At 67.5% G+C, this 13,223-nt stretch carries 11 protein-coding genes; all 11 read left to right on the top strand.

Going from position 1 to position 13,223, the window contains the following annotated elements; genetic code table 11:
• Window positions 1-83 precede the first annotated feature (83 nt).
• The 11 genes from guaB (at window position 84) to H7290_RS09480 (ending at window position 13,154) form a co-directional block, all read left to right on the top strand.
• Window positions 84-1,595 carry an IMP dehydrogenase gene (gene guaB, locus H7290_RS09430; RefSeq protein ID WP_290513763.1) on the top strand — a complete coding sequence of 504 codons (1,512 nt, stop codon included), beginning with the start codon at window positions 84-86 and terminating at the stop codon, window positions 1,593-1,595.
• A 34-nt stretch (window positions 1,596-1,629) separates the two neighbouring features.
• Window positions 1,630-2,718, top strand: coding sequence for an NYN domain-containing protein (locus H7290_RS09435; RefSeq protein WP_290513764.1), 1,089 nt, complete (start codon window positions 1,630-1,632; stop codon window positions 2,716-2,718).
• 26 nt (window positions 2,719-2,744) lie between these two features.
• Window positions 2,745-3,851 carry a GuaB3 family IMP dehydrogenase-related protein gene (locus H7290_RS09440; RefSeq protein WP_290513765.1) on the top strand — a complete coding sequence of 369 codons (1,107 nt, stop codon included), beginning with the start codon at window positions 2,745-2,747 and terminating at the stop codon, window positions 3,849-3,851.
• Window positions 3,848-4,504, top strand: coding sequence for a GNAT family N-acetyltransferase (locus tag H7290_RS09445; RefSeq protein ID WP_290513766.1), 657 nt, complete (start codon window positions 3,848-3,850; stop codon window positions 4,502-4,504). The genes H7290_RS09440 and H7290_RS09445 overlap by 4 nt, the downstream gene beginning before the upstream one ends.
• Complete coding sequence (locus H7290_RS09450; RefSeq protein ID WP_290513767.1) at window positions 4,479-5,369, top strand: MOSC N-terminal beta barrel domain-containing protein; 891 nt, start codon at window positions 4,479-4,481, stop codon at window positions 5,367-5,369. The genes H7290_RS09445 and H7290_RS09450 overlap by 26 nt, the downstream gene beginning before the upstream one ends.
• 67 nt (window positions 5,370-5,436) lie before the next feature.
• Window positions 5,437-6,567 (top strand): iron uptake system protein EfeO, encoded by a 1,131-nt coding sequence (efeO, locus tag H7290_RS09455; protein ID WP_290513768.1) that lies wholly within the window; start codon window positions 5,437-5,439, stop codon window positions 6,565-6,567.
• A 9-nt stretch (window positions 6,568-6,576) separates the two neighbouring features.
• Window positions 6,577-7,884: an iron uptake transporter deferrochelatase/peroxidase subunit gene (gene efeB, locus H7290_RS09460; protein WP_290513769.1), complete on the top strand. Its 1,308-nt coding sequence runs from the start codon at window positions 6,577-6,579 to the stop codon at window positions 7,882-7,884.
• Between the two features lie 70 nt (window positions 7,885-7,954).
• Window positions 7,955-9,649 carry a GMC family oxidoreductase gene (locus H7290_RS09465; protein WP_290513770.1) on the top strand — a complete coding sequence of 565 codons (1,695 nt, stop codon included), beginning with the start codon at window positions 7,955-7,957 and terminating at the stop codon, window positions 9,647-9,649.
• A 194-nt stretch (window positions 9,650-9,843) separates the two neighbouring features.
• A complete protein-coding gene (gene guaA, locus H7290_RS09470) occupies window positions 9,844-11,406 on the top strand; it encodes a glutamine-hydrolyzing GMP synthase (protein WP_290513771.1) in 1,563 nt (520 codons plus the stop codon).
• 174 nt (window positions 11,407-11,580) lie between these two features.
• Window positions 11,581-12,381, top strand: a complete 801-nt coding sequence (locus tag H7290_RS09475; protein WP_290513772.1) for an SDR family oxidoreductase — start codon at window positions 11,581-11,583, stop codon at window positions 12,379-12,381.
• A gap of 2 nt (window positions 12,382-12,383) precedes the next feature.
• Window positions 12,384-13,154, top strand: a complete 771-nt coding sequence (locus H7290_RS09480) for an alpha/beta hydrolase (protein ID WP_290513773.1) — start codon at window positions 12,384-12,386, stop codon at window positions 13,152-13,154.
• The last annotated feature ends 69 nt before the right edge of the window (window positions 13,155-13,223 follow it).

Consider the following 13,223-nt stretch of genomic DNA (forward strand, 5'->3'; position numbering starts at 1 on the left):
CCGCGTGTTGCGTTCTTGGCAGCCTCTCAGGGAGGCCCGTATCGACGGTGGGAGCCGTGTATTGACGGCGTACGATGATGGGCATGGAGCAGACCGGCATTCCCGACAAGTTCGCGCCTCTCGGCCTCACCTACGACGACGTGCTCCTGCTTCCCGGCGAGACTGACGTCATCCCCAGCGAGGTGGACACGACGGCACGCCTGACTCGTCGAATCTCGCTGCGAGTTCCGCTCCTCTCCAGCGCGATGGACACCGTCACCGAGTCCCGCATGGCGATCGCCATGGCCCGCGAGGGTGGCATCGGCATCCTGCACCGCAACCTCTCGATCGAGGACCAGGCCTACCAGGTCGACCTGGTCAAGCGCACCCAGACGGGCATGATCCCCAACCCGGTCGTCATCAACCCCAAAGCGACGCTCGAGGAGCTCGACGAGCTGTGCGGCGAGTACCGCGTGTCCGGGCTGCCGGTCGTCGACCTCGACAACAAGCTCCTGGGCATCATCACCAACCGCGACCTGCGCTTCGTCCCGGTTGCCGAGTGGGCCACGCGCACCGTCGGCGAGATCATGACGCCCATGCCGCTCATCACCGGCCCGGTCGGCATCAGTCGTGACGACGCCTCGGCACTGCTCCGCGCACACAAGCGTGAGCGGCTGCCGATCGTCGACCCTGATGGTCATCTTGCGGGTCTCATCACCGTCAAGGACTTCGTGAAGTCCGAGCAGTACCCCCTCGCCAGCAAGGCCGACGACGGTCGTCTGCTCGTCGGTGCAGCCGTGGGCTTCTTCGGCGACTCGTGGGATCGTGCCACCTCGCTGCGTGATGCCGGTGTCGATGTCATCGTCGTCGACACAGCCCACGGCCACGCCCGACTGCTGCTCGACATGGTTCGCCGGCTCAAGGCCGATCGTTCCTTCGACGACGTGCAGATCATCGGCGGCAACATCGCCACCCGTTCCGGCGCGCAGGCCCTGATCGACGCCGGGGTCGATGCCGTCAAGGTCGGGGTCGGTCCCGGTTCCATCTGCACCACCCGTGTCGTCGCCGGTGTCGGTGTCCCCCAGATCACCGCCGTCTACGAAGCGTCCCTCGCGTGCGGTCCCGCTGACGTCCCGCTGATCGCTGACGGCGGTCTGCAGTACTCCGGTGACATCGCGAAGGCGCTCGTCGCGGGAGCCGACACCGTCATGGTCGGCTCGCTGCTCGCAGGCTGCGAAGAGAGTCCCGGAGAGCTGATCTTCCGCGGCGGCAAGCAGTACAAGAGCTATCGCGGCATGGGTTCGATCGGTGCGATGGCCTCGCGCGGCAAGCAGTCCTACTCCAAGGACCGCTACTTCCAGGCTGACGTCGTGAGCGACGACAAGATCGTGCCCGAGGGCATCGAGGGCCAGGTCGCGTACCGCGGTCCGCTCTCCGCCGTCGCCCACCAGCTCGTCGGTGGCCTGCACCAGTCGATGTTCTACGTCGGGTCGCGCGACATCGCCCAGCTGCAGGAGCGCGGGCGGTTCGTCCGCATCACCACGGCGGGGCTCAAGGAGAGCCACCCGCACGACATCCAGATGACCGCCGAGGCGCCCAACTACTCGTCGCGATAGTCCACGTCGGACCCGCGGCAGTTAGCCTCTTGGTGTGACCATCCGCAACGTCGCCGTCTTCATCGACGCCGAGAACCTCTTCAAGGGCTATGGCAAGCTCGACATCCCCGATGTGTCGATGGCCGACATCCTCCGGCAGCTCGAGTCGGCCGCGGCGCGCGAGGCTGGCGCCGGCAGCATCGCTCTCGCCCGGGCCTACGCCGACTGGAGTGCCCTCGGACTGGAGGACTACCGCCGCGACGTCGAACGTGCCGGCGTCCAGACGATGCAGGTGTTCTCGGTGAGCAAGGCCGAGAAGAACGCGGCCGACATCGTTCTTGTCGTCGACTGCCTGCGAGCGGCCGCCGACCTCGAGCAGCTCGAGGTCTTCATCATCGTGTCGGCGGACGGCGACTTCGTGCCGCTGGTCCGCCGCCTCCACGAGCTCGACAAGTATGTCGTCGGCGCGACGCTGGCCGACCACCCCGTCAACAACGTGCTTCAGCAGGAAGTTGACCAGTACGTCTCGCTCAAGGTGGCGCCCACGCCCCCGTTGGCGGCCCTGCAGCCGGTGTTCTCGGCCCACGCCGACGCGGCGGCGCCCCCGAAGAAGAAGAAGGCTGTCGACGCGAAGGTGTCGAAGGAGCCCGTCGAGCCGCCCGCGAAGAAGAAGGCTGTCAAGGAACCCACCAAGAAGGCGGCCAAGGGCCAGGCGGCGGCAGGCAGACAGCGGCAGCCCACGCCCGCGCCGGCCAGGTCGGGCAAGCCCAACTGGCATGAGATGGCCCAGAAGATTCCGGTCGTGCACAAGGGTCCGGCACCGTCACCGGCCGACTACGAAGCCGTCGTGAAGTCGCTGCTGGCCGACTCGAAGATGCGTAGCTTCTGCGACCAGCTCGCCACCCACGGCGGAACGCTGCCCATCCTCGCGATGGCGATCAAGGCTGCGGCACCGCAGCTCAGCCCGTCCGACGCTCGGGTGAGCACCTTGTCGAGGGCGCTGCGGTTCGCCCTGGCTGACACGCAGTACGCGCTGGCCCGCGAGAGTGACGACGTCCAGCCTGTGCTGGTCGAACGGTCGACCAACCCGCCCGGAATGCTGTCAGACCTGTCGCTCGACGACATCGAGCGAGGCGTCCAGTAGTCAGTCGGTCCCACTAGGCTGTTGGCATGGCAGACATCGAGATCGGCACGGCCAAGCGTGGGCGGCGCGCCTACTCCTTCGACGACATCGCGATCGTCCCGAGCCGTCGCACGCGTGACCCCGAAGAGGTGTCGACCGCGTGGCAGATCGACGCCTACCGTTTCGAGCTGCCGATCATCGCGGCGCCCATGGACTCAGTCATGAGCCCCGAGACGGCGATCGCGCTCGGCAAGCACGGGGGGCTCGGGGTGCTCGACCTCGAGGGTCTCTGGACGCGCTACGAGAACCCCGAGAAGCTCCTCGACGAGGTGGCCAGCATCGACGGGCCACTCGCCACAAGGCGGCTGCAGGAGATCTACGCCGAGCCGATCAAGGCAGAGCTCATCACGGCACGTCTGCAACAGGTGCGCCAGTCAGGGGTGACGGTCGCCGGTGCTCTCTCGCCCCAGCGCACCAAGCAGTTCGCGTCCGCCGTCGTCGACGCCGGCGTCGACCTCTTCGTCATTCGTGGCACCACGGTCTCGGCCGAGCACGTCTCGGGCCAGACCGAACCGCTCAACCTCAAGGAGTTCATCTACGAGCTCGACGTCCCGGTCATCGTGGGTGGGTGCGCCACCGGTCAGGCGGCACTGCACCTCATGCGCACGGGTGCGGCCGGCGTGCTGGTCGGTTTCGGCGGCGGAGCCGCGCACACCACCCGCAGCGTCCTCGGAGTCGCGGTGCCGATGGCGTCGGCGGTGGCAGACGTCGCCGCCGCCCGTCGTGACTACCTCGACGAGTCGGGAGGTCGCTACGTGCACGTCCTCGCCGACGGCTCCATTGGGCGCAGGGGCGACATCGCCAAGGCCATCGCCTGCGGCGCCGACGCCGTCATGATCGGGTCGCCGTTCGCCCGGGCCGTCGAGGCGCCGGGAAGGGGCTTCCACTGGGGAGCTGAGGCGTGGCACCCCGACCTGCCGCGTGGCGAGCGCGTCGACATCGGCACCGTCGGCGACCTCGAGTCGGTGCTGTTCGGACCATCCTCGGTTCCTGACGGCACCATGAATCTCATCGGCGCCCTCCGCCGCGCCATGGCGACCACCGGCTACACCGACCTCAAGGAGTTCCAGCGGGTCGAGGTCGTCGTCGGTTGAGGGTCGAGGCAGTCGCGTTCGACCATCCGGATGCTGTCGCGCTGCGTGATGCCATGGTCGCCGAGGTCACACGTGTCTACGGCACCCAGCGTGACGAGGCCAGGACCCCGGGCGCAAGGGGTATCCAGCAGGCGACGGTCGTGCTGACGCTGGTCGGCTACGACAACGCAGACGTCCCGGTGGCTCATGCCCTGCTGCGGCGGCTCCGCGCCGACCTCGAGATCAAACGCATGTACGTGTCGCCCTCCGTCCGAGGTCTCGGTGCCGCCGGGTCGCTCATCGTTGCCCTCGAGGACGAGGCGAGGGCTCTGGCGGCGCACCGCATCGTTCTGCACACGGGCGACCGCCAGGTTGCCGCCATACGGACGTACGAGCGGCACGGTTACACACCGATCCCGATCTACGAGCCCTACGTCGGCATGGCTGCGTCGTTGTGCTTTGAGAAGGTGCTGCGTCCGCGGGTCGTCGCGACGCGGCCGACGTCGGTCGTTGACGACACCGCCACCGTCGGCAACACCGACACCAGTACGCCCGTCGCCTCGCACGAGAGCGCCTCTGCCGCCGCCGCCGACGGGGCGCGGCTGCCCGCCCTCCCCGAGGTCCACCTCGCCGACCGCTCGATGCCCCATGGCTCGGTCGGTTACGCCGGTTGACGGCCTGATGATGCGCGTCTCGTCGGTCCATCTGCATCCGGTCAAGGCGACAGCGGCCCTCGACGTCCAGGTCGCTGACGTCGAGCTGTGGGGTCTGCGTCACGACCGACGCTGGACGGTGGTCGGCGCGTCCGGCCGCAGGCTCAATGCCACGACGCACGACCGGCTGCTGGGCATCACCGCGACACCTGCACCAGCGGGCGACCTGGTGCTGTCCCGTCACGGAGCCGCAGACGTGGAGGTGCCCGTCCCACGCGGCGGAGCCTGCGTCCCGGTCGACGTGTCCAGGTCACCAACTCTGATGACGGACGCGGGCGACGTCGCGGCTGCCTGGCTCAGCGCCTTCCTCGGCGAACAGGTACGACTGGTGTGGCAGCACGACCCGTCGCTGAGACCGATACGTGCGAACCACGGCGGCCTCGGCGGCGAGCCGCTCAGCCTTGCTGACACCGCACCGCTGCTGCTGACGACCACTGCCTCGCTCTCGCGGCTCAACGACTGGATCGCCGACGAGCACGGATGCGATGCGCCGGAGATGACGATGCGACGTTTCCGGCCCAACGTCGTGGTCGAGGGTTCCACGGTGCCGTTCGAGGAGGATGGTTGGCGCAGCATCCGCATCGGCGACGTCGCCTACCGGTTCGCCGAGCACTGTGATCGGTGCGTCGTGACGACGATCGACCCGTTCTCGCTCGCGCACGACAAGGAACCCCTTCGCACGCTGGCCCGACATCGTCGATGGGACAGCAAGACATGGTTCGGGATCAGAATCATCCCTCTCGCTGTCGGCACCCTCTCGGTCGGCAACAGGGTTGTCATCGACGGCGGTGTGCCGCCCGCCACGCCCCGGGCGGGTGGCGACTGAGGGGAGGCGTGGCTTAGCATGGTGAGGCTAGCCTAATCAAGGCCTGTCCCGACGTGAGGACCCCTGCATGAAGAGCTCCATCGCCGCTGTCGGCGTCCTGACCATTGCGGCGATCAGTCTCTCGGCGTGTGCCAAGGAGTCGACGTCGGCGTCCGGCGCTCTGACGGTCAACGCCACCGACTCGGGCTGCAAGGTGTCGGCCACCAAGCTCGACGCCGGACCCTCGACGTTCAAGGTCACGAACAACGGCAGCAAGGTCACCGAGTTCTACATCTATGCCAACGGTGACCGCATCATGGGCGAGGTCGAGAACATCGGTCCCGGCCTCTCCCGCAACCTCGTCATCGACCTCCCCAAGGGTTCGTACCACGGTGTGTGCAAGCCGGGCATGGTCGGCGAGGGCATCCGCCAGGCCATCAGCGTCACGGGCAAGTCCGCCGCGCCGCTGTCCGACTCGCAGGAGCTGACGGCCGCGGCCACGAGCTACGAGCGCTACGTCGAGTCGCAGACCGGCGCACTCATCGACAAGACGACCGAGTTCGTCGATGCGGTCAAGGCCGGCAAGGTCGACGAGGCCAAGAAGCTCTACCCGATCGCGCGCACCTACTGGGAGCGCATCGAGCCCGTCGCCGAGAAGTTCGGCGAGCTCGATCCGATCACCGACGGTCGCGAGCCTGACGCCAAGGCCGAAGGGGTCGACTTCACCGGCTGGCACCGCATCGAGAAGCAGCTGTGGGTCGCCGGCGACACCGTCGGCATGGACACGTACGCCGATCAGCTGCTGGTCAACGTCAAGAAGATCGTCACGCTGGGTGAGGACGCCCCGTTGACGGCGCTCGAGCTCGCCACCGGATCGAAGGCCCTGCTCGATGAGGTGGCGAACGGCAAGATCACCGGCGAGGAGGACGAGTTCAGCCACACCGACCTGTGGGACTTCAAGGCCAACATCGAGGGGTCGCAGGCTGCCATCGGAGCCCTTCGTCCGGTGCTCGAGAGCCAGGATCCGGCCCTGGTCACCGAGCTCGACGAGCGGTTCAAGGCGCTGGACGTAGAGCTCAACCAGCACCAGGACGACAACGGTGACTGGACCTTCTACGACGACCTGACCAAGCCACAGATCAAGGCGCTCTCTGATGCGGTCAACGCCTTGGGAGAGCCAGTCAGCCAGGTCGCAGCCGTGGTTGCGAAGTCTGCGTAGCCTGCAGTGGTGACCCCCTCCGAACCTGGCCGCGAGCCCCGGCCCGGTCTCTCCCGACGCAAGCTTCTGGGAGCGGCCGGCGTCGGCGCGCTGGCAGCAGGAGCGGCAGGCGGGGGCTACGCCGTCGGTCGTGAACCCGCTGCGCCCATCGTCGTCGACCCCGACGCTGCACCGGTGCCCTTCGACGGGGTGCACCAGGCCGGCATCGTCACCCCCGCGCAGGATCGGCTCTACTTCGCGACGTTCGACATGACCAGCGAGAAGCGATCCGACCTCATCTCGTTGCTCCAGGACTGGACGGCGGCCGCGCGGCAGATGTCGCAGGGCAACGACGTCGGCAAGTTCGGTGCGGTCGCCGGATCGCGTTACGCGCCGCCGGAGGACACCGGCGAGGCGCTCGGCCTGCCGCCGTCAGGTCTCACGATCACGGTGGGCTTCGGGCGGAGCCTGTTCAGCGTCGACGGCAAAGGCACGGGCGTTGCGCGGTTCGGCCTCGACGGCCAGCTCCCTGACCGACTCAAAGATTTGCCGTCGTTCTCGGGCGATCGGCTCGACCGGGCCCTCTGCGACGGCGACCTCGCCATCCAAGCGTGTGCCAACGACCCGCAGGTCGCAGTGCACGCCGTGCGCAACCTGGTGCGCATCGCCTTCGGGCGCGCCTCGGTCCGCTACTCCCAGATGGGGTTCGGCCGTACGTCGTCGACCTCGACCGCCCAGGTCACGCCGCGCAACCTGTTCGGGTTCAAGGACGGCACGGCCAACATCAAGGTCGAGGAGAAGAGCGACGTCGACGACTTCGTCTGGGTGCACGAGAACGAGGGCCCGGCTTGGCTCGTCGGCGGTTCCTACCTCGTGAGTCGCAAGATCAACATGCGCATCGAGACGTGGGACCGCGAGCCGCTCGAGGGCCAGGAGCGCATCATCGGCCGCACCAAGGGGTCGGGAGGTCCCACGTCCGGGGGTGATGAGTTCGCGACGATCGACTTCGCGACGAAGGGTGCCGATGGTGAGCCGGCCATCGCCATGAAGTCGCACGTGCGACTCGCACATCCGGACTTCAACAAGGGCGCCAAGCTGTTGCGCCGTGGCTACAACTTCGTCGACGGATCCAATGGCCTCGGCCAGCTGTCTGCGGGTCTGTTCTTCCTCGCCTATCAGCGTGATCCGGAGAAGCAGTTCGTCCAGATCCAGCGGTCACTGGCCGGCCTGCAGAACGATTTGCTCAACGAGTACCTCGTCCACGTCGGGTCGGCCTTGTTCGCCTGTCCGCCCGGCGTCGGACCCAAGGGCTTCTGGGGCGACAAGCTCTTCACCTGAGCCGGGCCGTCCATCCCCGGGAAGATCGAAGGTGGCAGCGCGATGTCATACCGCAGGTATGCTCGTCCTCATGTCTGACAGCTTCGATTACGACGTCCTCGTCATCGGTTCCGGGTTCGGCGGAAGCGTCTCGGCTCTGCGCCTGACTGAGAAGGGCTACAAGGTCGCGGTCCTCGAGGCCGGCAAGCGCTTCGAGGACAAGGACTTCGCCGCCACGTCATGGCGGCTGCGCAAGTTCCTCTGGATGCCACAGATCGGGTGCTACGGCATCCAGCGCATCGACAAGCTGAAAGATGTCCTGATTCTCTCCGGAGCTGGTGTCGGGGGAGGGTCATTGGTCTACGCCAACACCCTCTACGAGCCGCTCGACCCGTTCTACCAAGACCCGTCATGGGGCCACATCACCGACTGGAAGGCCGAGCTGGAGCCTTACTACGACCAGGCGAAGCGGATGCTGGGCGTCACGGTCTACCCGTACGAGTCGCCCGCAGACCGGGTCATGAAGGAGGTCGCAGAGAAGATGGGTGTCGGCGGCACGTTCCATCACACCCCGGTCGGGGTGTTCTTCGGCGAGCCCGGCAAGGAAGTCGCCGATCCATACTTCGGCGGCGCCGGACCCGACCGCAACGCCTGCCTGAACTGTGGCGAGTGCATGACGGGGTGCCGCCACAACGCGAAGAACACGCTGGTCAAGAACTATCTCCATCTTGCCGAGAAGGCCGGCGCCGAAGTGCATCCGCTGACGACCGTCACCGCTGTGCGTCCGCTCGACGGCGGGGGTTACGAGATCGAGACCCGCCGGACCAACCGGCGGTTCCGTCCGCACAAGAAGATCACCGCTCGGCAGGTCATCTTCTCGGCCAGCACGATGGGCACCCAGAAGCTGCTCCACTCGATGCGCGACCAAGGAGTGCTTCCGGGAGTCTCCGACCGGCTCGGGCTGCTGACCCGCACGAACTCCGAGGCGCTGCTCGGGGCCATTGCCGACGGCAAGGACGTCGACTACAGCGAGGGCGTGGCCATCACGTCGTCGTTCCACCCCGACGAGCACACCCATGTCGAGCCATGCCGTTACGGCAAGGGCTCCAACGCGATGTCCCTGATGCAGACCGTCCTCACCGACGGGAGCACCGGCCGCGCACGTTGGAAGGTGTGGCTCGGCGAGATGTGGAGGCAGAAGTCCAGCATCTTCAAGCTCTACGACCTGCGGCACTGGTCGGAGCGCACCATCATCGCCCTCGTCATGCAGACCCACGACAACTCCATCACCACCTACACCAGGCGCGGCATCACCGGTCGCCGCAAGCTGACGTCGAAGCAAGGTCACGGCGCGCCCAACCCCGCGTTCATCGCGCCGGGGCACGAAGCGGTGCAGCGCATGGCAGAGGCGATGGGCGGCACACCCGGTGGGTCGATCGGCGAGCCGTTCAACGTCCCGCTCACGGCGCACTTCATGGGTGGCTGCGCGATCGGTGACTCCGTCGAGACCGGCGTCATCGATGCCTACCAGCGACTTTTCGGACACGACGGGCTGCACGTCATCGACGGATCGGCAATCAGTGCCAATCTCGGCGTCAACCCTTCGCTGACGATCACCGCGCAGGCCGAGCGCGCGATGTCGTACTGGCCCAACAAGGGCGAGACCGACCTGCGTCCGGCGGTGGGGGAGACCTACCGCAGGCTCGAGCCGATCGCCCCGAGGAACCCGGTCGTCCCGGCCGAGGCTCCCGCAGCCCTGCGCCTTCCCATCGTCGGCGTCACCTGAGCACCGCCGCGCACGTGCGGTGCGAAGCACAGAACCCGACCGGGAGGGAGTCCACGGGCCGGGTTCTGTTGTGCCACGAGTGGCGGCACATGATCTAACGGGAGGGAGTGTTGTTAGATCCACCGTGTAAAACGAGGCCGCTGACACGGGGTTACGACGTTCTTACAGGTTTTTTTCGCCGATAGACTGACCACGTGCCTGCCGATCATGACCTTGTCCTCGTCGTCGATTTCGGGGCCCAGTACGCCCAGCTGATCGCCCGCCGCGTCCGGGAGGCTCGGGTCTACTCCGAGATCGTCCCGCACACGATGCCGGTCGAGGAGATGCTGGCGAAGGGCCCGGCGGCGATCATCCTGTCGGGCGGTCCGTCCTCGGTCTACGAGCCTGGGGCGCCGCAGCTCGATGCCACGCTGCTCGAAGCCGATGTGCCGGTGTTCGGCATCTGCTACGGCTTCATGGCGATGGCTCAGGCACTCGGTGGCAACGTCGCCCACACCGGCCAACGCGAGTACGGCCGCACCACGGTGTCGGTGCTCGAGCCGGGCACGCTGCTCGCCGGCCTGCCGGGCTCCCTGACGTCATGGATGTCGCACGGCGACGAGGTCGTCGGTGCCCCGGACGGATTTCTGGTCAACGCCAACTCCCCACGAGCCACCGTTGCCGCGTTCGAGAACATCGATCGCCGCCTCGCCGGGGTGCAGTGGCACCCCGAGGTCCTGCACAGCGAGCACGGCCAACGCATCCTCGAGGCCTTCCTGGTCGACATCGCCGGGTGCCGTCAGACGTGGACCAGCGCGAACATCGTCGACGAGCAGGTCAAGCTCATTCGCGCGCAGGTCGGCGACAGCCGGGTCATCTGTGGGCTGTCCGGCGGTGTCGACTCCGCCGTGGCCGCCGCACTCGTGCAGCAGGCGATCGGCGATCAGCTCACGTGTGTGTTCGTCGACCACGGGCTCCTGCGACAGGGGGAGGCCGAGCAGGTCGAGAAGGACTACGTCGCCGCCACCGGCATCGATCTGAAGGTGGTCGAGTGCAGCGAGCAGTTCCTGGGCTTCCTCGCCGGTGTCAGCGACCCCGAGGAGAAGCGCAAGATCATCGGCCGCGAGTTCATCAGGGTCTTCGAGGCCGCCGAGCGTGGGGTGGTCGCGGCGGCGGTGGGTGCCCCGGTGAAGTTCTTGGTGCAGGGCACGCTCTACCCCGACGTCGTCGAGTCGGGCGGGGGCGAGGGCGCCGCCAACATCAAGAGCCACCACAACGTCGGCGGGCTGCCCGACGACCTCGAGTTCAGCCTCATCGAGCCCCTGCGGACGTTGTTCAAGGATGAGGTCCGCCAGGTCGGTGCACAGCTCGGGCTCCCTGCCGACATGGTGGGAAGGCATCCGTTCCCCGGCCCGGGTCTGGCCATCCGCATCGTCGGAGCCGTCGACGCCCGGCGCCTCGAGATCCTTCGCCAGGCCGATTCCATCGTGCGCGAGGAGACCACCACGGCGGGGCTCGACGGCGAGATCTGGCAGTTCCCCGTGGTGCTGCTGGCCGATGTCAGATCGGTCGGCGTGCAGGGCGACGGACGCACCTACGGCCACCCCATCGTGCTACGTCCGGTCTCCAGCGAGGACGCGATGACGGCCGACTGGAGCCGGCTGCCCTACGACGTCCTCGAGCGCATCTCCACCCGCATCACGAACGAGGTGAGCGACGTCAACCGCGTGGTCCTCGACATCACGAGCAAGCCGCCCGGAACCATCGAGTGGGAATAGTCCCCGGTCGGGCTAGTGCGGTTCGAGGGGGTCGATCCGAAGGTCTCATCGAGTGCAACGGCAGATGGATCTCGCTGGAGCACGAGGCCGATTCCGACTGACGTCCCCCGTGAGGTGTCGACAACAGTCTGAGGGGTACTCCTCGGGGGATCGATGTCTCTCGAAAGGACCCCCGTGGACCTCAACATCTCTGGCCGTGTCGCACTCGTGACCGGCGGTGACTCCGGCATCGGCTGGGAGACCGCCCGAATGCTCCTCTCCGAGGGCGTCACCGTGGTGCTCTCCGACCAGGACCAGGACAGCCTCGACGAAGCTGCCTCCAGGCTGGACGCCCCCGAGGGGGCGCTGCACGCCTTCGCGGCCGACATCACGTCGGTCGAGTCGGTCGGTGCGTTGTACGACAGCGTCGTGGCGGCGGTCGGCGACATCGACATCCTCGTCCAGTCCGCTGGCATCACAGGCGCTCAGGGCCTCTTCCACGAGATCGATGACGACGGTTGGGTCGACACGATCACCGTCGACCTGCTCGGACCGGTGCGCCTCACCAAGGCGTTCCTCCCGTCGCTGCGCAAGGGCGGCTGGGGGCGTGTGGTCTACATGGCGTCGGAGGACGCCGTGCAGCCGTACGACGACGAGCTCCCGTACTGCGCGGCAAAGGCGGGCATCCTCGCGTTCGCGAAGGGGCTCTCCCGCACCTATGCGAGCGAGGGGCTGCTGGTCAACTGCGTCTCGCCGGCGTTCATCGCGACACCCATGACGGACGCGATGATGCAGAAGCGGGCCAAGGAGCTCGACACCGATGTCGACTCGGCCATCGAGAGCTTCCTCGACGAGGAGCGTCCGTACATGGAGCTCGGCCGCCGCGGCACCCCGGCAGAGGTCGCCGCCGTCGTGACTTTCTTGTGCTCGGACTTGGCGAGCTTCGTCAACGGCTCCAACTACCGGGTCGACTCCGGCTCTGTCGCAACGATCTGAGCGTGCTGCATCACGAAGACCACGGTGGTGACGGCGAGCCCGTCGTGCTCCTCCATGCCTTTCCGCTCGACTCGGGGATGTGGCACCGGCTCGTGCCTCTCGTCCGCGAACGATGGCGGGTCGTCACGGTCGATCTTCCGGGCCTCGGCGCCAGCGAGGTGCCGGACGCGGAACCCTCGATGGCAGGGGTTGCGAGCGCGGTGCTCGACGTCCTCGATGCGCTGACGATCGATCGGGCGCACGTCTTCGGCATCTCGACGGGCGGCTACGTGGCCCTCCAGATGGCAACGGATGCGCCGTCGCGGTTGTCGGGGTTGGTGCTCGGCAGCACCACGACTCTTCTGGTCGAACCGGACGATCCGGCCCAGCGACGACGGACGGCGGCCGAGGTCGAACGGCTCGGCACGACCAGTCCGGTGGCGGGCAGCGCCGACGAGGGAGTCGGCGCCACGGCGCACCGCGAGCAGCCAGAGCTGGTGACGATGCTGCGCGAGACGATCGACCGGGCCAATCCCGCCGGGGTGGCGTGGATGGCACGCGCGATCGCCTCGCGATCGGACACCACGGATGCGTTGATCCGGTTCCCCGGACCAGTCGCGCTGGTGTTCGGTGCGGAGGATCAAGCCACTCCTGCGTCCCGCGGCGAGGAGATGCTCGCCGCCCGCGGAGGCCGGGGTCACCTGGAGGTGCTCCCCGGAGTCGGCCACCTCACGGCGCTGGAGGCACCGACCGGCGTCGCGGCCCACCTCCTCGCGCGCGTGGCCAGGCCCTGATGCGCGTCCGACTGGCGGCTGCGGCTCATTTCCCTAGGCTGGCATCGTGACCTCCACCCAAGAATCACC

Origin of the sequence: Aeromicrobium sp. (assembly GCF_014378035.1) — a bacterium.
Lineage (GTDB): Bacteria > Actinomycetota > Actinomycetes > Propionibacteriales > Nocardioidaceae > Aeromicrobium.

Bases quoted from the DNA above. Each gene is read 5' to 3' on its own strand.
- guaB (WP_290513763.1), top strand. From the start codon at position 84: ATGGAGCAGACCGGCATTCCCGACAAGTTCGCGCCTCTCGGCCTCACC.
- H7290_RS09440 (WP_290513765.1), top strand. From the start codon at position 2,745: ATGGCAGACATCGAGATCGGCACGGCCAAGCGTGGGCGGCGCGCCTAC.
- H7290_RS09450 (WP_290513767.1), top strand. From the start codon at position 4,479: ATGGCTCGGTCGGTTACGCCGGTTGACGGCCTGATGATGCGCGTCTCG.
- efeO (WP_290513768.1), top strand. From the start codon at position 5,437: ATGAAGAGCTCCATCGCCGCTGTCGGCGTCCTGACCATTGCGGCGATC.
- H7290_RS09465 (WP_290513770.1), top strand. From the start codon at position 7,955: ATGTCTGACAGCTTCGATTACGACGTCCTCGTCATCGGTTCCGGGTTC.